Genomic DNA, 19,621 nt, shown 5'->3' on the forward strand with positions numbered 1-19,621 from the left:
CCTCGCGTGAACTGTGTGACAGCGCTCACCAGCGTAGACGCATCGGGGCGGCGCCCCGGGGGCCATCGCCTTTGGTTCATCCCACAGTCGGCCGCCGTATCCCCTGGAGGCCTTGACAACGTCGCGGCTCAGGAAGGAAATTGACGCGCGTAGATCTGTTCGGCGGCCCACCCGGATGCCGGACGGGTCGCGCACCCGCTCCGCTTCACCCACCCACACACCGGAGTTCCCGCCCATGCGTTCCTCGCATCCCCGTTCCGCCGCCGTCGCGGCCCTCGTGGCCACCGCCCTGGCCACCGGTCTGCTCGCCGGCTCCGCCGATGCCGCCGAAGGCGCCACGGCCGCCGACCCGGTGCGCATCCACGACATCCAGGGCACCACCCGCATATCCCCGCTGAACGGCAAGCCGGTCGCGGACGTCGCCGGGATCGTGACGGGCGTCCGCGCCTACGGCTCGCGCGGGTTCTGGATCCAGGACCCGGACGCGGACGACAACGACGCGACCAGCGAGGGCATCTTCGTCTTCACCAGCTCGGTGCCGACCGTCGCGGTCGGCGACGCCGTGACGGTCTCCGGCACCGTCGGCGAGTACGTCCCCGGTGGCGTGTCCTCCGGCAACCAGTCGATCACCCAGATCTCCAAGCCCGTCGTGACGGTGGTCTCCTCCGGCAACGCGCTCCCCGCGGCCGTCGCGGTCAACGAGTACTCGGTCCCGGCCGAGTACGCCCCCACCGGCGACCCCGCCGCGGCCAACGGCATCAACGGGCTGACCCTGGAGCCCGCGCGCTACGCCCTGGACTACTACGAGTCGCTGGAGGGCATGAACATCAAGATCGGCACCTCCCGCGTCGTCGGCGCCACCGACCCGCACGCGGAGCTGTGGGTCACCGTGAAGGGCTGGGAGAACCCCCTCAAGCGCGGCGGCACGCTCTACGGTTCGTACGCGTCCCAGAACACCGGCCGGCTCCAGATCCAGCAGCTCGCCCCGCTCGCCACCCAGCCCTTCCCCGTGGCGAACGTCGGCGACAAGCTGACCGGCACCACCGAAGGCCCGCTGGACTTCAACCAGTTCGGCGGCTACACCCTGGTGGCCCGCACCCTCGGCACCGTCAAGGCGGGCACCCTCGCCCCCGAGAAGACCAAGCCGCAGGCCGGTTACGAGCTGGCGGTGGCCACGTACAACGTCGAGAACCTCGACCCGAGCGACCCGCAGACGAAGTTCGACAACCTGGCGAAGGCCGTCGTCGAGAACCTCGCCTCCCCCGACATCGTGGCCCTGGAGGAGATCCAGGACGACAACGGCGCCACGAACGACGGCACGGTCTCCGCCGAGCAGACGCTGGCCAAGTTCACCGCGGCCATCACCGCCGCGGGCGGCCCGGCGTACCAGTGGCGCACGGTGAACCCCGAGAACAACAAGGACGGCGGCGAGCCCGGCGGCAACATCCGCCAGGTCTTCCTCTTCAACCCGCTGCGCGTCTCCTTCACCGACCGCGCCCCGGGCGACGCGTTCACCGCGACGGAGGTGACCGCGGACCACAAGGGCCAGGCGGCCCTGACGCACTCCCCCGGCCGGATCGACCCGGCGAACCCGGCGTGGGCCGACAGCCGCAAGCCGCTGGCCGGCGAGTTCGTCTTCCACGGCAAGACGGTCTTCGTGATCGCCAACCACTTCGGCTCCAAGGGCGGCGACGAGGGCCTGACCTCGGTCCACCAGCCCCCGGTGCGCTCCTCGGAGGCCAAGCGGCTGCTCCAGGCGCAGGCCGTGAACGGCTTCGTGAAGAGCCTGCTGGCCACGCAGAAGGACGCGAAGGTCCTGGCGGTCGGTGACATCAACGACTTCGACTTCTCGGGCACCACGACCGCGCTCAGGGACGGCGGGGCGCTCTACCCGGCGATCCAGTCGCTGCCGAAGTCGGAGCGCTACTCGTACGTCTACCAGGGCAACGCCCAGGTGCTGGACCAGATCCTGACCAGCCCGGCGATCACCGGCTTCACGTACGACAGCGTGCACATCAACGCCGAGTTCTCGGCGCAGAACAGCGACCACGACCCGCAGGTGCTGCGCTTCCGCCCGTAACCCGCGCCCGTGGGAGGCCCGGCCGCCGTCCCGGCCGGGCCTCCCACCCCGAGCCCGGGGCCGGAAAAGGGCCCGGATCGGGACCTTCGGCCCTGGCGTGATCCTGACCACAGCCCCACCGCATTTCGCGATGTGTGGTGGAGAGTGTCCTCACGCCCGATTTCGTACCGCCCGCACTCCCGGGAGGACCACGTGTTCCCCTCCGTTTCGCTCGCCCAGGAAATCGGCCTCGCCGTCCTGCTGGTGGCCGCCTTCATCTGGATCCTGGGTCTCGGCCACATGCTGTGGGACAGCCGGTTCCACCACCCCGGGCCGGGCGCCTTCGAGGGCCTCCCGGTGATCCCTGCCCAGCGCGACCGCGACGCCCACCCGCTGGAGCGCGTGGAGCTGACGGAGGCGGAACAGCAGGCCTTCGCGGGCCTGGTCCGCACGATCCCGCTGCACTGACCTGCCGGACGGGACGCGCGAGCACAGCGCACGAAGCACAGACGACGCAGGCCCGTCGGCCGGATCTCCGGCCGACGGGCCTCCGTCGTGACGAGCGGTGCGGACGGCTCAGTTGTGGCTGTGCAGGATCTCGTTCAGCCCGCCCCAGACCGCGTTGTTCGGGCGGGCCTCGACGGCGCCGGTGACCGAGTTGCGGCGGAAGAGGATGTTGTCGGCGCCGGAGAGCTCCAGGGCCTTGACGATCTGGCCGTCCGGCAGGGTGACGCGGGTGCCCGCGGTGACGTAGAGGCCGGCCTCGACGACGCATTCGTCGCCCAGGGCGATGCCGACGCCCGCCTCGGCGCCGACCAGGGAGCGCTCGCCGATCGAGATGCGCTGCTTGCCGCCGCCGGAAAGGGTGCCCATCGTGGAGGCGCCGCCGCCGATGTCGGAGCCGTTGCCGACCACGACGCCCGCGGAGATCCGGCCTTCGACCATGGAGGTGCCGAGGGTGCCCGCGTTGAAGTTCACGAAGCCCTCGTGCATGACCGTGGTGCCCTCGGCGAGGTGCGCGCCGAGGCGGACGCGGTCGGCGTCGGCGATGCGCACGCCCTTGGGGGCGACGTAGTCGGTCATGCGCGGGAACTTGTCGATCGAGGTGACCTGGAGGTGCAGGCCCTCGGCGCGCGCGTTGAGGCGGACGGTCTCGATCTGGTCCACGGCGACCGGGCCCAGCGAGGTCCAGGCGACGTTGGCGAGCAGGCCGAAGAGGCCGTCCAGGTTCTGGCCGTGCGGCTGGACCAGGCGGTGGCTGAGCAGGTGCAGGCGCAGGTACGCGTCGTGCGCGTCCAGCGGCTTGTCCTCCAGGGAGGAGATCACGGTGCGGACCGCTACGACCTCGACGCCGCGGACCTCGTCGCGGCGGACCGCCTTCGGCGCCCCGGCGCCGAGCAGCTCGGCGGCCTGCTCGGCCGTGAGGCGCTCGGTGCCGGCCGGGCCGGGATCGGCGACCAGCTCGGGGGCGGGGAACCAGGTGTCGAGGACGGTGCCGTCGGCGGCGAGGGTGGCAAGTCCGGCGGCGACGGCGCCGGTAGTACGCGTAGCAGTCATGCCCGAAACCTAACCGGCGACGGCCCGCCGGGGCGAACCGGTCTCATGTGCCGGTCGCGGCGCGCGCCGCGCCACCCGTCCGGACCTGCGCGAACACGCCCGGCACGACGGCCCGGCGGCCCCGGCCGGCGGGGCGCGCAGCGGCTACTTGGGCATGTTCCGCGCGCCGTCGGCCGCCAGGGGCTGCGGCGCTCGTGGGAGCCGTGTACCGGCCGGCCGCGCTCAGTGCGTGGCGGGCCGCAGGACCCGGGCCAGTACCTCGCGGGCGTAGGCCTCGTCGTACGGGGCCCCCGTCAGCGGCACCTGGAGGCCGACCCCGTCCAGCACCGCCACCAGCGCGCGGGCCGTCACCGGGTCCGTGCGCCGCGCGAGGGCCTCGGCCGTAGCCCCGCACCACTGCGCGGCCACCGGCCGCGGCGCGGCGCGGCGCAGGGCGGCCAGGTACAGCTCGTACTCCGGCTCCATCCGGCTCCGGTCCAGGGCCAGGGCCTCGCCCAGCAGCCGGGCCGGCGCGGTCGCGAGGTCCACCACCGGGTCGGCCAGGGCGGGGCTCTCGGCGAGGTCCCGGGCGAAGCCCTCGTCGGCCTGCCGCAGGGCCGCGACCAGCAGGTCGTCCAGGGTCTTGAAGTGGTAGGTCGTCGAGCCGAGCGGTACGTCCGCCGCCGCGGCCACGCTGCGGTGCGTCAGCCGATCGTGAACCAGCCCGAGCGCGCCTTCTTCCACTCCGGGTGCGTCAGGTCCTTGGCGTCGGTGCCGTCCCCGTACAGGTCCGCCGAGCCGCAGTCGGTGATCAGCTGCACCCGGGCCCCCGGCACGCTCAGGTCCGGCACCTCGACGATGGCCTCCCAGCCGCCCGCGTCCCGGGTCGGCAGGTCGGTCCGCTTCACCGGGACGTGCCCGGGCACCCCGTCCCAGGAGTACAGGGCGTAGGGGTCGGTGTTGTCGTCGGCGGCCCAGGAACCGGCCAGGATCAGGTACTGGTCGGCCGCGTTCTTGCGGATGTCCCGCACCGCGAGGCCGCCGAGGTCCAGCTCGATGCCCGCGCCGAAGGTGGCCTTGGCGCCGCTCGCGAGCACCCGGTCCATGTTGGTCACCGGCACGAGCAGGGCCTTGCCGCCGGGCACCGCGGGGGCCAGCGGCGCGCGGAAGCCCAGGTAGGCGGTGGTGGTGGAACCGGGCGCGAACTCCAGCCCTTCCACGTTGAACCCGTCGATCTGCTTGGGCGCCTCGCCGTCGGCGGTGCCCGCCGCGAACCCGTAGCGGTTCCCGTGCGCCTTGTCCCAGGCCACCAGGTCGTCGCGGAGCTTCTTGTAGGAGCGCCCGTACGCGAGCTGCGTCGTGGACCCGGACCCGCTCACCTTCGTGGTGAACACCGTGTTCCGGGGGGCCTTGTACTCGCCGTCCTTGTTGTTGCCGAGCGAACCGGTCCAGTAGATGGTGTCGCCGACACGCGTGGCGCCCTCGATGTCCACCTCCTTGGTGACCCCGAGCTGCGTGCTGAAGTCCCAGGTGCGCACGGGGGCGCCGGAAGCGGAACGGTCGTACAGCCGCAGCACGTTCGACTCGTCGTCGGCGACGACGGTGTAGCCGCCCCCGACGTCCACGGCCGCCGAGGCGTCCGCGGATCCGGTGAGGTAGCGGGCGTCGGCCGGGTTGCCCACGGCTCCCGAGGCGGCGTACGCGAGGGTCCTGGTGGCGCTCTTGCCGCCGAGCCCGGTCACCTTGACGGTGAGGTTGGTGTAGCCGCGGCCGCGCGCGGTGACGGCGAGCCGGCGGACCGCCCCGGCACCGGTGACGCTCACGTCGCCGGTGCCGGCCACCGAGGACTTGCTCGACGCGGTCGCGCTGACGGTGAGCGCCGACGCGTCGGCGCCGCTCTGGCCGACCGTGACACCGACGACCGGATCGCCGACCCCGCCGACGGCCCCGGAGAGGTACCCGGCGGAGAGCGCGATGGTCGGTGTGCCGTAACTGACGGCCTGGGCGGGCATGTTCATCAGGCCGGCCAGCATCAGCGCGGCGATTCCCGCCGTGCCCAGCTGCTTCGTGAACGGCTTCATCGGCTTCATCGGCTTCATTCGGTGTCCCTCGGACGGATGCGAGCGCGAACCATGCGGACCGGAACTCTCGCCCGTGGAGCGGCGGAAGTCCATGGTCATCGTCGAGAAGGTTCGGCGACCGCGGCCAACTTCCGGTGCACGCGATCCGTCCGCCGGGAGAACACGCCGGGAGAACAGCGGCCCGGACATACGGAAGACCCCCCGCGTACCCGTGCGGGGGGTCTCTGCCGGCGCGCCGACGCGCTGCGTCGAAGGTCGTGCGACCGGTCAGACGTTGAAGCCGAGCGCGCGCAGCTGCTCGCGGCCGTCGTCCGTGATCTTGTCGGGGCCCCACGGCGGCATCCACACCCAGTTGATGCGCAGCTCGTTGACGATGCCCTCCGTCGCCGACTTCGCCTGGTCCTCGATCACGTCGGTCAGCGGGCAGGCCGCGGACGTCAGCGTCATGTCGAGGGTGGCGATGTTCGCGTCGTCGACGTGGATGCCGTAGATCAGGCCCAGGTTGACCACGTCGATCCCCAGCTCGGGGTCGACCACGTCGTAGAGGGCCTCGCGGACCTCTTCCTCGCTGGCCGGCGTGATCGACGCCTCGGGCGTCGCGTTCTCGGTCATGCCGTCTTCCTCTCCGCGTCGCCCAGAGCCTGGGCGGTCGCGTCCTTCCACGCCATCCAGCTCAGCAGAGCACACTTGACCCGCGCGGGAAACTTGGCGACACCGGCGAACGCGACCGCGTCCTCCAGCACCTCTTCCATGGCCTCGTCGGGCTCGATCTTGCCCTTCGACTGCATCAGCTCCAGGAAGGTCTCCTGGATCCGGCGCGCGTCGGCGAGGTCCTTGCCGACCAGCAGCTCGTTCAGCACGGACGCGCTGGCCTGGCTGATGGAGCAGCCCTGGCCCTCGTAGGAGACGTCGGTCAGCGTCTCGCCGTCGTACTTCACGCGCAGCGTGATCTCGTCACCGCACGTCGGGTTGACGTGGTGCACCTCGGCGTCGCCGTCGCGCAGGCCGCGCCCGTGCGGGTGCTTGTAGTGGTCCAGGATCAGTTCCTGGTACATCGAATCCAGCTTCACTGCGTCCTCGTCGCCTTCGTCGCCCTCGCCGCCTTCGTCGTTATCCGAAGAAGTTCCGTACGTGCTCCAGCCCGTCGATCAACGCGTCGACCTCGGCCGGAGAGGAGTACAGGTAGAACGACGCCCTGGTGGTCGCAGGAATTCCGTAGCGCAGGCAGACGGGGCGCGCGCAGTGGTGTCCCACGCGGACCGCGATGCCCTGCTCGTCCAGGACCTGGCCGACGTCGTGCGGGTGGATGTCCCCCAGCGTGAAGGAGATGGCCGCGCCGCGGTCCTCGGCCGTGGTGGGGCCGATGATCCGCAGGTCGGGCACCTCCAGCAGGCGCTTGACCGCGTACTCGGTGATCGCGTGCTCGTGGGCGGCGATCTTGTCCATGCCGATCGCGGTCAGGTAGTCCACGGCCGCACCGAGGCCGACGGCCTGGGCGATCGGGGGCGTGCCCGCCTCGAACTTGTGCGGGGCGGGCGCGTAGGTCGAGGCGTGCATCGACACGGTCTCGATCATCTCGCCGCCGCCGAGGAACGGAGGCAGGTCCTCCAGCAGCTCCTGGCGTCCCCACAGGACGCCGATGCCGGTCGGGCCGCACATCTTGTGGCCGGTGAAGGCCACGAAGTCGGCGCCGAGCGCCTGCACGTCGAGCGGCATGTGCGGAGCGGCCTGCGAGGCGTCGATCAGCACCAGCGCGCCGACCTCCTGCGCGCGCCGGACGATCTGCTCGACCGGGTTGACCGTGCCCATGATGTTGGAGACCAGCGTGAAGGAGACGATCTTCGTCTTCTCCGTGATGACCTCTTCGATGTTGGACAGGTCGAGGCGGCCGTCGTCGGTGAGGCCGAACCACTTCAGCTTCGCGCCCGTGCGCTGCGAGAGCAGCTGCCACGGCACGATGTTGGAGTGGTGCTCCATCTCCGTGATGGCGATCTCGGTCTCGCGGTCGACCCGGTAGGGCTCGTCCGCCCAGCCGAGCATGTTCGCGACCAGGTTGAGCGACTCCGAGGCGTTCTTGGTGAAGATCACCTCGTCGCGGCTCGGCGCGTTGATGAAGGCGGCGACCTTGTCGCGGGCGCCCTCGTACAGCGCCGTGGCCTCCTCGGCGAGCACGTGCACGCCGCGGTGGACGTTGGCGTTGTGCTGCTCGTAGTACTCGTTCAGCGCGTCGAGCACCTGGCGCGGCTTCTGCGAAGTCGCCGCGTTGTCCAGGTAAACGATCTTCTTCCCGTCGTGGACCACACGATCCAGCAGGGGGAAGTCCTTGCGGATCGCCTCGATGTCGAGGAGGCCGGGCAGCTGCGTCACGCGGTAGCGCCACCCTTCGTGCTGTACGCCACGTAACCCTCGGCCTCCAGCTTGTCGGCGAGTTCGGCGCCGCCGGACTCGACGATGCGGCCCTCGGAGAAGACGTGGACGAAGTCGGGCTTGATGTAGCGCAGGATCCGCGTGTAGTGCGTGATCAGCAGCGTGCCGACCTCGCCGCTCTCGCGGACGCGGTTGACGCCCTCGGAGACCTGGCGCAGCGCGTCGACGTCGAGGCCGGAGTCGGTCTCGTCGAGGATCGCGATCTTCGGCTTGAGGAGCTCCAGCTGGAGGATCTCGTGGCGCTTCTTCTCACCGCCGGAGAAGCCCTCGTTGACGTTGCGCTCGGCGAAGGCCGGGTCCATCTGGAGCTGCTCCATGGCGGACTTGACCTCCTTCACCCAGGTGCGCAGCTTGGGGGCCTCGCCGCGGATCGCCGTGGCCGACGTGCGCAGGAAGTTGGAGACCGAGACGCCGGGGACCTCGACCGGGTACTGCATGGCGAGGAAGACGCCCGCGCGGGCACGCTCGTCGACGGACATCTCCAGGACGTCTTCGCCGTCGAGGGTCACGGTGCCACCGGTGATGGTGTACTTCGGGTGACCGGCGAGCGAGTACGCGAGGGTGGACTTGCCGGAGCCGTTCGGACCCATGATGGCGTGCGTCTCACCCTGCTTGACGGTGAGGTCGACGCCCTTGAGGATCTCGCGGGCGCCGTTTTCGGCCTCGACGGAGACGTGCAGGTCGTGGATTTCAAGCGTTGCCATGGATACCTCAGGACTCCTGGGTGAGGGAGACGAGCACGTCGTCCCCTTCGATCTTGACGGGGTATACGGGTACGGGGCGCGTGGCCGGGAGCCCGGACGGCTTGCCGGTCCGCAGGTCGAACGCCGAGCCGTGCAGCCAGCACTCGATCATGCAGTCGTCGACCTCGCCTTCCGAGAGGGACACGTTCGCGTGCGAGCAGATGTCGTTGATCGCGAACACCTCCCCCTCGGTGAGGACGACGGACACCGGCGTGCCGTCGAGTTCCACCCTCTTGGGGGTGTCCTTCTCCAGCTCGCTCAGCGCGCAGGCCTTGACGTAGGTCATCAGACGGACGCCTGCAGCTCGGTGTCGATCTTCGCCAGCAGGCGCTCCTCGATGTCGTCGACACCGATCTGCTGGACCAGTTCCGCGAAGAAGCCGCGCACGACCAGGCGGCGCGCCTCGTCGGCGGGGATGCCGCGGGACTGGAGGTAGAACAGCTGCTCGTCGTCGAAGCGGCCGGTCGCGGAGGCGTGGCCGGCGCCGACGATCTCGCCGGTCTCGATCTCCAGGTTCGGCACCGAGTCGACCCGCGCGCCGTCCGTGAGGACGAGGTTGCGGTTCATCTCGTAGGTGTCGGTGCCCTCGGCGGTCTTCTCGATGAGGACGTCGCCGATCCAGACCGCGTGCGCGTCCTGGCCCTGCAGCGCGCCCTTGTAGACCACGTGGGACTTGCAGTGCGGGGCACCGTGGTCGACCAGGAGGCGGTGCTCCTGGTGCTGGCCCTTGTCGGTGAAGTACAGGCCGAGCAGCTCGGCCTCGCCGCCGGGACCGGCGTAGTTCACGCGGGGGTGCAGCCGGACGAGGTCGCCGCCGAAGGTGATCACGATCGACTTGAAGGTCGCGTCGCGGCCGACCAGCGCGTTGTGCTGGGAGCAGTGGACGGCGGTGTCGTCCCAGTCCTGGACCGAGACGACGGTGAGCTTGGCGCCGTCGCCGACGAGGAAGTCGACGTTGGCGGCGCGTACGCCGTCACCGGTGTGGTCGATGACGATGATCGCCTCGGCGAAGGGCTTCACGTCGAAGACCGTGTGGCCGAAGGTCGTGCCGCCCTCGCCGTGCAGCGAGACGCGCACCGGCTCGGTGAGCACCTGCTCCTTGGGCACGGTGACGACCGTGGCCTTGGCGAACGAGGAGAACGCCTGGGCCGCGACGCGGTCGACCGGCGTGCCGGCCTTGCCGACGCGGGCGTCGTCGCGGTCCACCGACTCGATGGTGACGCCCTCGGGCGCGTCGATCTGCGCCTTCATGGTGCCGTTGGCGACCGCGGTGCCGTCGTGGAGACCGCGCAGGCGGGCCAGCGGAGTGAAGCGCCACTCCTCCTCACGGCCGTGCGGCACGGGGAAGTCCGCCACGTCGAAGGACGGGGGCGCGCTCATCCGGGTGGCGACGGTGGATTCGGCGGCCACCGCGATCGCGCCGGCGGTGGTCGAACCGACCGCGGGGGTACCTCCCGGGACCGTCGGGTCCTTGGGGGCGTTCTGAGCCTCTGCCATGGCTGTCGTCTTGCTCTCTTCCTGCGTCGTGCGTCAAAGGGATCTGCGCTGCGGGGGTGGGGCCGGACTAGCCGACCGAACCCTCCATCTGCAGCTCGATCAGCCGGTTCAGCTCCAGCGCGTACTCCATCGGCAGTTCGCGCGCGATCGGCTCGACGAAGCCGCGCACGATCATGGCCATCGCCTCGAACTCGGTCAGACCGCGGCTCATCAGGTAGAAGAGCTGGTCGTCGGAGACCTTGGAGACGGTGGCCTCGTGGCCCATGGACACGTCGTCCTCGCGGACGTCCACGTACGGGTACGTGTCCGAGCGGGAGATGGTGTCGACGAGCAGGGCGTCGCACAGCACGTTGCTCTTGGAGCCGTGCGCACCCTCGCCGATCTCGACCAGACCGCGGTACGAGGTGCGGCCGCCGCCCCGCGCCACCGACTTGGAGACGATGTTCGAGGAGGTGTTCGGCGCCATGTGGACCATCTTGGAGCCGGCGTCCTGGTGCTGGCCCTCGCCCGCGAAGGCGATGGAGAGGGTCTCGCCCTTGGCGTGCTCGCCCATCAGGTAGACGGCCGGGTACTTCATGGTGACCTTGGAACCGATGTTGCCGTCGATCCACTCCATGGTCGCGCCCTCGTACGCCACGGCGCGCTTGGTGACCAGGTTGTAGACGTTGTTCGACCAGTTCTGGATCGTCGTGTAGCGGCAGCGGCCGCCCTTCTTCACGATGATCTCGACGACGGCGCTGTGCAGCGAGTCCGAGGAGTAGATCGGCGCGGTGCAGCCCTCGACGTAGTGGACGTAGGCGTCCTCGTCGACGATGATCAGCGTCCGCTCGAACTGGCCCATGTTCTCCGTGTTGATCCGGAAGTAGGCCTGGAGCGGGATGTCGACCTTGACGCCCTTGGGCACGTAGATGAACGAGCCGCCCGACCACACGGCGGTGTTCAGCGACGCGAACTTGTTGTCGCCGACCGGGATGACCGTGCCGAAGTACTCCTGGAAGAGCTCCGGGTGCGTCTTCAGCGCGGTGTCCGTGTCGAGGAAGATCACGCCCTGCTCCTCCAGGTCCTCACGGATCTGGTGGTAGACGACCTCGGACTCGTACTGGGCCGCGACACCGGCGACGAGGCGCTGCTTCTCCGCCTCCGGGATGCCGAGCTTGTCGTACGTGTTCTTGATGTCCTCGGGCAGGTCCTCCCAGGAAGCGGCCTGCTTCTCGGTGGAACGCACGAAGTACTTGATGTTGTCGAAGTCGATGCCGGAGAGGTCGGAGCCCCAGTTCGGCATGGGCTTCTTGTCGAACAGCTTGAGGCCCTTGAAGCGGAGCTTCAGCATCCACTCCGGCTCGGACTTCTTCGCCGAGATGTCGCGGACGACGGCCTCGGACAGACCCCGCTTGGCCGCGGCACCGGCCGCGTCGGAGTCGGCCCAGCCGTACTCGTAGGTGCCCAGGCCATCCAGCTCAGGGTGAGCGATCTCCGTGGTCATGCGGGGTTCCTCCCGGCGGTGCGTACAGAAGCTGATGCTGATGTGTCGGTCTGTGGGGCGTGCGGGGCGGGCGCGGCGCTTCGTGGGATGAAGGTCGTGCACACTCCGTCGCCGTGCGCGATGGTGGCGAGCCGCTGCACGTGCGTGCCGAGCAGGCGGGAGAAGACCTCGGTCTCCGCCTCGCACAGCTGCGGGAACTGCTCGGCCACGTGGGCGACCGGGCAGTGGTGCTGGCAGAGCTGCTCTCCGCTGTGCGGCCCCGGGGCGCTCTTCGCCGTAGCAGCGTACCCGTCCGCGGTCAACGCCCTGGCAAGGGCCTCGGTGCGGTCCGCGGGATCCGCCGCCTCGACCGCTTCCCGGTAGGCGACCGCCTGCGCGTCCAGCCTCGCCCGGGCGAAGGCGGCGACCGCCGCCTCGCCCTGCTCCCCGCCGCCCGCGGACTGCGCGATCCAGCGCAGGGCCTCGGTGGCGAGGGCGTCGTAGGACTGGTCGAAGGCGTCCCGGCCGCAGTCGGTGAGCGCGAAGACCTTGGCGGGCCTGCCCCGGGTCCGGGCGCCGTACACCCGCTGCTCCCGGGCGGCGACCACGTCGTCGGCGACGAGGGCGTCCAGGTGGCGCCGGACGGCGGCCTGGGTGAGGCCGAGCCGCTGGGCCAGGTCGGCGACGGTCGACGGACCGTGGTCCAGGATCGACCGCGCGACCCGGTTGCGGGTGGACCGCTCCCCGGTCGCGAGTTCCCCGTGCGGGGTCTCGGTCAGCCGTTCGCCGTATTTCACAACGCCATTGTTGCGTAATTACCCGCGGACCGACAAGCCGTGCCGGAAGACACCCCTGGTGGCCTCCATCACTAAGGGTCACCTAATGCGTCGACGCAGTGTGACGCGGGAGGGTCCGCGGCCCCCCGACCCGGGGCCCGGGACCCCCCGGGCGGCTCCGTAGACTCACCCGCATGAGCAACGACCCCGCCGTGGAGATCCGCGGACTGGTGAAGCGGTACGGCCCCAAAACGGCGGTGGACGGCCTCGACCTCACCGTCCCGAGGGCCTCGGTGACCGCGGTCCTCGGTCCCAACGGCGCGGGCAAGACGACCACCGTCGAGATCTGCGAGGGCTACCACCGCCCCGACGCCGGATCCGTGCGCGTCCTCGGGCTGGACCCGGTCGCCGACGCCCCGGCGCTGCGGCCGCGGATCGGCGTGATGCTCCAGTCCGGCGGGATCTACTCCGGCGCCCGCGCCGTCGAGATGCTCCGCCACATGGCCGCGCTGTACGCCGACCCCCTCGACACCGGCCTCCTGGTGGAGCGGCTCGGGCTGGGTGACTGCGGGCGCACCCCCTACCGCCGGCTGTCCGGCGGCCAGCAGCAGCGCCTGGCCCTCGCCATGGCCGTCGTCGGCCGCCCCGAGCTGGTCTTCCTCGACGAGCCCACAGCCGGCCTGGACCCGCAGGCCCGGCGCGCGACCTGGGACCTCGTCCGGGAGCTGCGCGCCGACGGGGTCACCGTCGTCCTCACCACCCACCACATGGACGAGGCCGAGCAGCTCGCCGACGAGGTCGCCATCGTCGACGCGGGCCGCGTCGTCGTCCACGGCACTCCCGAGCGGCTCTGCCGCGGCGGCGCCGAGAACACCCTGCGCTTCACCGGCCGACCCTCCCTCGACCTGGGCTCCCTGCTCAAGGCGCTGCCCGACGGCACGCAGGCCGCCGAGACCGGCCCCGGCGTCTACCGCCTCACCGGCGCCATCGACCCGCAGCTGCTGGCCACCGTCGCCTCCTGGTGCGCCCAGCACGGGGTCATGCCGGACAGCCTCACGGTCGAACGGCACACCCTGGAAGACGTCTTCCTCGACCTCACGGGCAAGGAGCTGCGCGCATGAGCGCCGGTACGTTCACCCCCGGGCCGGGGGCCGCGCCCGTGTCCCGCATGATCTTCGCGCAGACCGCGCTGGAGACCCGGATGCTGCTGCGCAACGGTGAGCAGCTGCTGCTCACCGTGATCATCCCCGCGCTGCTGCTGGTGCTGTTCTCCACCGTCGACATCGTCGCCGTCCCCGCGCGGGAGGGCGGCCCCGACCGGTCGGTGGACTTCCTCGCCCCCGGCGTCCTGGCCCTCGCGGTGCTGTCCACCGCCTTCACCGGCCAGGCCATCGCCACCGGTTTCGACCGCCGGTACGGGGTCCTCAAGCGGCTCGGCGCCTCGCCGCTGCCGCGCTGGGCCCTGCTGACGGCCAAGACCCTCTCGGTGCTGGTCACCGAGGTGCTCCAGGTCGCCCTGCTGTCGGTGATCGCGCTCGCGCTCGGCTGGTCCCCGCAGGGGAACCCGCTGTCCGTGGCCGCGCTGCTGCTGCTCGGCACCGCCGCCTTCTCCGGGCTCGGGCTGCTGATGGCGGGCACGCTCAAGGCCGAGGTGACGCTGGCCGCCGCGAACCTGGTGTTCCTGCTGCTGCTGGTCGGCGGCGGGGTGATCGTGCCGATGGAGAAGTTCCCGGAGGCGGTGCGCTCCGTACTCGAACTGCTGCCGATCACGGCCCTCTCCGACGGGCTGCGCGCGGTGCTCCGCGACGGCGCGGGGCTGCCGTGGGGCGACGCGGCGGTGCTGGCGGTGTGGTCGGCGCTGGGCCTTGGCGCGGCGGCGCGGTTCTTCCGCTGGGAGTAGTCTTCCGGCCCCGCTGACCACGTCCCCCGGCGGGGCCGCGCGGGAGTGACCGGTTCCGTATCGCGCCGGCAGGAAGGCCTTCCTTCTGCCGGCGGCTTCCCGCGAGGATGGGCGCCTCCACACTCCACACGACACGAGGCCGGGGGGCGGGCATGGCGCAGCGGGAGGCCGCACTGCGGCTGGACGAACAGTGGGACCGCATCCGGTCGGGCGCCGCGCACGCGCAGCCGGGCGACCGCGCGCGGCTGCTGGGCGAGCTGATCTCCGCCCTGCGGGAGCCCGCGCTCGGCGATCCCGAGTGCGCGGCCCGGCTCGGTCTGCGCCTGGGCGACCTGGCGGCCCGCCGGTTCGCGGACGGGGACCGGGCGGGAGCGCTGTCCGCCCTGGAGGACGGCCTGCGGCACGCGCGGCAGGCCGCCGGGCACTCCCCCGAGTACGCGCGCTGGTACGCCCGCGGCCTGATCAACCAGGGGGTCTGGCTGGCCTGGCCGCTGAGCGACGCCGACCGGCTGCCCCGGCACCCGCTCGGCGCGGCGGCCGAGGAGGGCCCGAGCCCGATGGAGCGGGCGGCCGGCGAGCGGGCCCTGGACGTGACCCGCGCGGCGGTGGACGTCCTGGCCGGGCTGGACCCGCGCGATCCGGTCAACCAGCGCGGCCTGGCCCAGGCGAAGGTGTTCCTCGGGGACCGGCTCGCCGAGCTGGGACTGGCCGAGGACTCGGTCGCCTGGGCCGTCGACGCCGAGCGGGACTTCCGGCGGCTGCTCCAGGTCGGTCCGGGGCCGGAGGAGGCCCAGGAGGCCGAGGACGCCCTGGCACACATCGAACGACAGCTGGAACTGCGGCTGCGCTTCCTCGACTTCGCGTCCCTGGCGGGGCTGCGCTCGGACGGGCTGCTGCCCGAGCGACTGCTCCCGCGGGCCGCGCTGGCCGCGCGCATCCAGGGCGTGGAACCGGAGCGGATCGCCGCGGGGCTGCGCCTGGACGGTGAGCGGGTGGCGGAGGCGCTCGCCGGCCTGGCGTGGCGGGCGGTGTGGCGGGTCGACGTGCGGGGCCCCGACGGGCTGTGGAACGTACAGGGACATCCCTGGCACAGCGCCGCAGACGTGACGAACCGGACGGCGGAGCAGGTCGCGCAGGAGGTGTACCGGGGCTTCACGGGCTCCCCGGACTACCCAGGCCCCGGCGCGCATTGGCGGATCCGGGTCTGGTGGCAGGAGGAAGGGGACCCGGCGGGCGCCCGGTTCCGGCTGGTCATCGCACCGGAAGGGCCAAGTGACGCGCCTGACACACCTGGCGGCGCCCCCTCGTGAAAGTTTGCACAAGGCGCCGCCTACGATAGGGGCGTGTTCTCCCCCCTCGCTTATATCGCCAGCCGCTGGACGCCCTCCGCGCGCACCGTCCAGCGAGCCGCGCTCATCGCCGTCGTGATGAGCGTGGTCATCGTCGTCACCGGCGGCGCCGTCCGGCTGACCGGCTCCGGCCTGGGCTGCGACACCTGGCCCAAGTGCACGGACGACAGCCTGTTCGCGACTCCCGCCCAGGGCTTCCACGGGGCGATCGAGTTCGGCAACCGCATGCTGACGTACGTCCTGTGCGCGGCCGTCGGCTGGGGCATCATCGCGGCCCGCTCGGCCAAGCCGTGGCGCCGGACGCTGACGCGGCTCGGGTGGGCGCAGTTCGTCATCGTGATGGGGAACGCCGTCCTCGGCGGCATCACCGTCATGACGGGCCTCAACCCCTACAGCGTGGCGGGCCACTTCCTGCTCGCCACCTCGCTGATCACCGTCACCACGGTCACCTGGCAGCGCACCCGCGAGGGTGACACGGCGCCGCGGCCGCGGGTTCCCGCGCCGGTGCGCAAGCTCTCCTGGGCGCTGCTCGCGGCGACGCTGGTGCTGATCGCGGCGGGCACGGTGGTCACCGGTTCCGGTCCGCACGCGGGCGACAGCAGTGACATCAAGCGGATGCCGTTCGACTGGTCGGGCACCGCGCACGTGCACGCCATCGCGGCCTGGGTGGTGTGCGCGCTGGCGGTGGCGGCGTGGCTGGTGCTGCGGGTGGTGGACGCGCCGGACGACACCCGGGCGCGCGCCCGTGACTTGCTGGTGGTGCTGCTCGCCCAGGGCGCCATCGGGTACGTCCAGTACTTCACCAAGCTGCCGGAAGCGCTGGTCGCCGCGCACATGCTCGGCTCCTGCCTGGTGTGGATCGCCGTCCTGCGCGTCGTGCTGAGCCTGCGCGAACGCACGGCGGAGCGGGCGGGGATCCCGGCCCAGTCCGACCCGGCGCTCCCCGCGTCGGTCTGACGGTCCGGACGCCTGGAAGCTACGGCCGGTCCAGGGCGTAGACGCGGCGGGCGTTGCCCGCCGCGACCAGCCCCGCCACGCGCTCCGCGTCCCGCCAGGACCACGCGCCCTCGGCGACCCAGCCGCCCAGCACCCGGCCCAGCGCCGCCCGGAACCCGCGGGCCGCCACCACGTGCAGTTCGGGCAGCTCGCGGGCGCCGCTGGAGAACAGCAGCTTGCCGAAGGGCGCCAGCTCCAACAGCTCCGCCAGCACCGTGTCGACGCGCGCCCCGGTGCGGGCGAGGGCCGGGCCGAGGTCGGCGTACACGTGCGGGAACGCGGCCGCGAGGTGGGCGGCGTGCCGGTGGTACGGGTACCCGTGCAGCAGCACCAGGTCCCCGCCCACGCCCGCCGTCGCCCGGACGAAGTCCGTCAGCAGGGCCGGATCGCCGCGGTCGGGGCACTCGTACGGATCACCGGAGCCCGCGTGCAGCTGGAGCGGCAGGCGCGACTCCACCGCGCTCCACAGCAGGTGCCGTACGAGTACGGGGTCCCGCACCGGCCCGCCCTTGGCCCGGCGGGCCAGCCAGCGCGCCGCCGCCCCGTGCACCTCGCCGGGGGCGGGAGGGCCGGGGGCGAAGGCCAGGGCCGAGCCGTATCCGGGGCCCGCGCCCGCCCCCGCCGCGAAGGCCGCGGCTCCGGCGGCCGCGTGCTGGAGGGCCTCGGCGAGGTTGGCGAGGTACGCCTCGGCGGTGCCGGAGGTGTCGGCGACGTGCTCGGCCAGCAGCTCCAGGCGCACGACCTCGTGGGCCTCGGCGTCCCCGGCCAGCGCCAGTTCCTTGGGGCCGGTCAGGTCCCCGGGCGCGCCGGTGTCGACGAGGTAGGCGCCGGTGCCGGAGCCGCGCAGCAGTCGGCGCGCGGACTCCTGGACGCCGAGCTCGCGGCGGCGGGCCAGGTAGCGGGCGGGCGGGCAGTGGGGCTCCAGCCCGAGCAGCGGCGGGCACCAGCGGCGCACGGCGAAGCCGGCCTGCGTGTCGAAGAAGGTGGTCCCGGCGGCGGCCGGCCCCACCGACCGGCCGAGCCGGTCCTCGAAGGTCCCGAGCCCCAGCTCCGTGCGGAGCAGTCCGTGGCAGTACTGGTCCACCAGGGGCGGCGTTTCGATCATCCGGACATCCCGTTGCGGACGTGGGCGAACGTGCGGTGCTCTTCCATCCGTCCTAACGGGTGAGCGGGGTGTGAGGTGTTGCTCGCGCTGTTGACCGACCCCGCACCGGGCCCTGCCCCGGGCCCCGGACCGCGCCTCAGTCGCCGGCGGGGGCCGGGGGCCGGCCTCCGGCAGCGCCACGCCGCCTGCGGCGAACGCCCCCTCGGCCAAGGCCCCTGCGGGGGGCCGCGGCGCCCCTGCCCCGAGCCGCGCCTCAAACGCCGGCGGGGCTGCAGTTGCCAGCGGCACGCCGCCTCACGGAACGGCCCCACGGCCAAGGCACCTACGGGCGGACGCGGCCCCCATGCCGCAGGCCGCGCCTCAAACGCCAGCGGGGCTGCAGTTGCCAGCGGCACGCCGCCTGACGGAACGGCCCCACGGCCAAGGCCCCTACGGGCGGGCGCGGCCCCCATGCCGCAGGCCGCGCCTCAAACGCCGGCGGGGCTGGAGTTGGCTGCGGCAGCGCCGACCGGAGCGACACGCCTACGCTGCTTGCGGGCCGGTCCTGCGCCTCAATCGCCGGCGGGGCTGAGGTCGCCTGCGGCGGGGCCCGCCGCCTGGCAGCGAACGGCCCCAGGGCCAGGGCCCGACGGGCGGCCACGGCGCCCGGCCCCGAGCCGCGCCTCAAACGCCGGCGGGGCTGGAGTTGGCTGCGGCACGCCGCCTCACGAAACGGCCCACGGCCAAGGCCCCTACAGGCGGGCGCGGCCCCCATGCCGCAGGCCGCGCCTCAAACGCCGGCGGGGCTGGGAGGGTCGGCCCCGGCGGCGGCACGCCGTCTGCGGCGAACGGCCCCACGGCCAAGGCTCCTGCGGGCGGACGCGGTCCCCGTGCCGCAGGCCCGGCCCAAGCCGTCGGCGGGGCTGGTGATCGCATGCGACAGCGCCACGCCGCCTGGCGGCGAACGCTTCTACAGCCAGGGGCCCGGCGGGCGGGGCGGTTGCCCCTGCCCCAGGCCTCGCCTCCAACACCGGCGGTCAGCACGGCCCGGCGTGCTCCACCGGCAAGGTCGGAGCAGCGGGGGCGCTGAACCCGGCGCGGACCCCCGGCCCGGGGGTCCGCCTCGGCCGGACCGGCCGGGCTGCGGTTACTTGGCGGCCGGACCGGTCCCGTTCTCGGGCTCCGCAGCCTCGGGCTTCGTGTCCGCGTCAGCGGCATCAGCTTCCGCAGCCGCCGCGCCGGCGGGCTTCGCCGCCTCGGGGTCGACCGCCTCGGGCTCGGAGGCCGCAGGCTCCGCCGAAGCCACGGGCTTCGGCTGGGCCTTGGCCTCGGCCGCGGGCTTCGGGGCGGCCACCGCGCCGGCCGGTTCAGCCGCGGCCTCGGCAGCGGGCTTCGCCGCAGTCGGCTCCACCGCTGTGGGGGCGGGGGAAGCGACGGCAGCCTTCGGCTCGGCCTCCGCACCGGCGGGCTTCGCCGTAGCCTCGGCAGCCGGCTTCGGCTCCGCCGCGGCGGGGGCCGGGGAAGCCGCTTCCTTCGGCTCGGCGACCTCCGGGACCGCGGCGGGCTTCGCCTCGGCACCGGCAGGCGCAGACGCCGCGGCCGCGGAGGACGGGGCCGCGGAGGACGGGGCCGCGGAGGACGGGGCCGCGGAGGACGGGGCCGCGGAGGACGGGGCCGCGGAGGACGGGGCCGCGGAGGACGGGGCCGCGGA

19 protein-coding genes are annotated in these 19,621 nt (G+C 72.5%); 7 read left to right on the forward strand and 12 right to left on the reverse strand.

Features of this window, described 5'->3' with window-relative positions; genetic code table 11:
• Nucleotides 1-235 precede the first annotated feature (235 nt).
• A complete protein-coding gene (locus AC0693_RS32680; RefSeq protein ID WP_478803786.1) occupies nt 236-2,080 on the forward strand; it encodes an endonuclease/exonuclease/phosphatase family protein in 1,845 nt (614 codons plus the stop codon).
• 192 nt (nt 2,081-2,272) lie between these two features.
• Entirely contained in the window at nt 2,273-2,527 is a 255-nt protein-coding gene (locus AC0693_RS32685; protein WP_356409207.1) for a hypothetical protein, read from the forward strand.
• 108 nt (nt 2,528-2,635) lie between these two features.
• On the opposite strand, the gene dapD is transcribed toward AC0693_RS32685, so the two are convergent.
• The 11 genes from dapD to AC0693_RS32740 all read right to left on the reverse strand — a co-directional run bounded on the left by dapD (nt 2,636) and on the right by AC0693_RS32740 (nt 12,602).
• Entirely contained in the window at nt 2,636-3,616 is a 981-nt protein-coding gene (gene dapD, locus AC0693_RS32690) for a 2,3,4,5-tetrahydropyridine-2,6-dicarboxylate N-succinyltransferase (RefSeq protein ID WP_356409210.1), read from the reverse strand.
• Nucleotides 3,617-3,838: 222 nt separating this feature from the next.
• Nucleotides 3,839-4,339 (reverse strand): TetR/AcrR family transcriptional regulator, encoded by a 501-nt coding sequence (locus tag AC0693_RS32695; protein WP_478803787.1) that lies wholly within the window; start codon nt 4,337-4,339, stop codon nt 3,839-3,841.
• Nucleotides 4,300-5,685, reverse strand: a complete 1,386-nt coding sequence (locus AC0693_RS32700) for a hypothetical protein (protein WP_478803822.1) — start codon at nt 5,683-5,685, stop codon at nt 4,300-4,302. Before AC0693_RS32700 ends, AC0693_RS32695 begins: the two co-directional genes overlap by 40 nt.
• Nucleotides 5,686-5,943: 258 nt before the next feature.
• Nucleotides 5,944-6,288 carry a metal-sulfur cluster assembly factor gene (locus AC0693_RS32705; RefSeq protein ID WP_330329783.1) on the reverse strand — a complete coding sequence of 115 codons (345 nt, stop codon included), beginning with the start codon at nt 6,286-6,288 and terminating at the stop codon, nt 5,944-5,946.
• Nucleotides 6,285-6,746 (reverse strand): Fe-S cluster assembly sulfur transfer protein SufU, encoded by a 462-nt coding sequence (sufU, locus tag AC0693_RS32710; protein WP_053681643.1) that lies wholly within the window; start codon nt 6,744-6,746, stop codon nt 6,285-6,287. The genes AC0693_RS32705 and sufU overlap by 4 nt, the downstream gene beginning before the upstream one ends.
• Nucleotides 6,747-6,786: 40 nt before the next feature.
• A complete protein-coding gene (locus tag AC0693_RS32715) occupies nt 6,787-8,043 on the reverse strand; it encodes a cysteine desulfurase (RefSeq protein WP_356409216.1) in 1,257 nt (418 codons plus the stop codon).
• Nucleotides 8,040-8,807, reverse strand: coding sequence for a Fe-S cluster assembly ATPase SufC (sufC, locus tag AC0693_RS32720; RefSeq protein WP_356409219.1), 768 nt, complete (start codon nt 8,805-8,807; stop codon nt 8,040-8,042). Before sufC ends, AC0693_RS32715 begins: the two co-directional genes overlap by 4 nt.
• Before the next feature lie 7 nt (nt 8,808-8,814).
• The gene (locus tag AC0693_RS32725; protein ID WP_330329787.1) at nt 8,815-9,132 is read right to left on the reverse strand and encodes a non-heme iron oxygenase ferredoxin subunit; all 318 of its coding nucleotides are present in this window, start codon (nt 9,130-9,132) and stop codon (nt 8,815-8,817) included.
• The gene (gene sufD, locus AC0693_RS32730; protein WP_356409221.1) at nt 9,132-10,343 is read right to left on the reverse strand and encodes a Fe-S cluster assembly protein SufD; all 1,212 of its coding nucleotides are present in this window, start codon (nt 10,341-10,343) and stop codon (nt 9,132-9,134) included. Before sufD ends, AC0693_RS32725 begins: the two co-directional genes overlap by 1 nt.
• A 67-nt stretch (nt 10,344-10,410) precedes the next feature.
• Entirely contained in the window at nt 10,411-11,826 is a 1,416-nt protein-coding gene (sufB, locus tag AC0693_RS32735) for a Fe-S cluster assembly protein SufB (RefSeq protein ID WP_478803788.1), read from the reverse strand.
• Nucleotides 11,823-12,602 carry a helix-turn-helix transcriptional regulator gene (locus AC0693_RS32740; RefSeq protein ID WP_469319266.1) on the reverse strand — a complete coding sequence of 260 codons (780 nt, stop codon included), beginning with the start codon at nt 12,600-12,602 and terminating at the stop codon, nt 11,823-11,825. Before AC0693_RS32740 ends, sufB begins: the two co-directional genes overlap by 4 nt.
• Nucleotides 12,603-12,775: 173 nt before the next feature.
• On the opposite strand from AC0693_RS32740, the gene AC0693_RS32745 reads away from it, so the two are divergent.
• The 4 genes from AC0693_RS32745 (at nt 12,776) to AC0693_RS32760 (ending at nt 16,787) form a co-directional block, all read left to right on the forward strand.
• The gene (locus tag AC0693_RS32745; RefSeq protein ID WP_356409230.1) at nt 12,776-13,702 is read left to right on the forward strand and encodes an ABC transporter ATP-binding protein; all 927 of its coding nucleotides are present in this window, start codon (nt 12,776-12,778) and stop codon (nt 13,700-13,702) included.
• Nucleotides 13,699-14,481, forward strand: a complete 783-nt coding sequence (locus AC0693_RS32750) for an ABC transporter permease (protein ID WP_468467363.1) — start codon at nt 13,699-13,701, stop codon at nt 14,479-14,481. Before AC0693_RS32745 ends, AC0693_RS32750 begins: the two co-directional genes overlap by 4 nt.
• Nucleotides 14,482-14,633: 152 nt before the next feature.
• Nucleotides 14,634-15,791, forward strand: a complete 1,158-nt coding sequence (locus tag AC0693_RS32755; protein ID WP_478803789.1) for a hypothetical protein — start codon at nt 14,634-14,636, stop codon at nt 15,789-15,791.
• A gap of 33 nt (nt 15,792-15,824) precedes the next feature.
• Nucleotides 15,825-16,787 (forward strand): COX15/CtaA family protein, encoded by a 963-nt coding sequence (locus AC0693_RS32760; protein ID WP_478803790.1) that lies wholly within the window; start codon nt 15,825-15,827, stop codon nt 16,785-16,787.
• A gap of 19 nt (nt 16,788-16,806) precedes the next feature.
• Here AC0693_RS32760 and AC0693_RS32765 read toward each other — a convergent pair whose 3' ends face one another.
• A complete protein-coding gene (locus AC0693_RS32765) occupies nt 16,807-17,931 on the reverse strand; it encodes an amidohydrolase family protein (RefSeq protein WP_478803791.1) in 1,125 nt (374 codons plus the stop codon).
• A gap of 1,178 nt (nt 17,932-19,109) precedes the next feature.
• On the opposite strand from AC0693_RS32765, the gene AC0693_RS32770 reads away from it, so the two are divergent.
• The coding region (locus AC0693_RS32770) for a hypothetical protein (protein ID WP_478803792.1) at nt 19,110-19,621 on the forward strand (512 nt) is incomplete at its 3' end.

This window comes from Streptomyces sp. NPDC043876 (assembly GCF_056435825.1).

Excerpts from the sequence above, each read along its gene's own strand:
- AC0693_RS32680 (WP_478803786.1), top strand. The coding sequence starts at position 236 with ATGCGTTCCTCGCATCCCCGTTCCGCCGCCGTCGCGGCCCTCGTGGCC.
- dapD (WP_356409210.1), bottom strand. The coding sequence starts at position 3,616 with ATGACTGCTACGCGTACTACCGGCGCCGTCGCCGCCGGACTTGCCACC.
- AC0693_RS32700 (WP_478803822.1), bottom strand. The coding sequence starts at position 5,685 with ATGAAGCCGATGAAGCCGTTCACGAAGCAGCTGGGCACGGCGGGAATC.
- AC0693_RS32705 (WP_330329783.1), bottom strand. The coding sequence starts at position 6,288 with ATGACCGAGAACGCGACGCCCGAGGCGTCGATCACGCCGGCCAGCGAG.
- sufC (WP_356409219.1), bottom strand. The coding sequence starts at position 8,807 with ATGGCAACGCTTGAAATCCACGACCTGCACGTCTCCGTCGAGGCCGAA.
- AC0693_RS32725 (WP_330329787.1), bottom strand. The coding sequence starts at position 9,132 with ATGACCTACGTCAAGGCCTGCGCGCTGAGCGAGCTGGAGAAGGACACC.
- sufD (WP_356409221.1), bottom strand. The coding sequence starts at position 10,343 with ATGGCAGAGGCTCAGAACGCCCCCAAGGACCCGACGGTCCCGGGAGGT.
- sufB (WP_478803788.1), bottom strand. The coding sequence starts at position 11,826 with ATGACCACGGAGATCGCTCACCCTGAGCTGGATGGCCTGGGCACCTAC.
- AC0693_RS32745 (WP_356409230.1), top strand. The coding sequence starts at position 12,776 with ATGAGCAACGACCCCGCCGTGGAGATCCGCGGACTGGTGAAGCGGTAC.
- AC0693_RS32750 (WP_468467363.1), top strand. The coding sequence starts at position 13,699 with ATGAGCGCCGGTACGTTCACCCCCGGGCCGGGGGCCGCGCCCGTGTCC.
- AC0693_RS32755 (WP_478803789.1), top strand. The coding sequence starts at position 14,634 with ATGGCGCAGCGGGAGGCCGCACTGCGGCTGGACGAACAGTGGGACCGC.
- AC0693_RS32765 (WP_478803791.1), bottom strand. The coding sequence starts at position 17,931 with ATGATCGAAACGCCGCCCCTGGTGGACCAGTACTGCCACGGACTGCTC.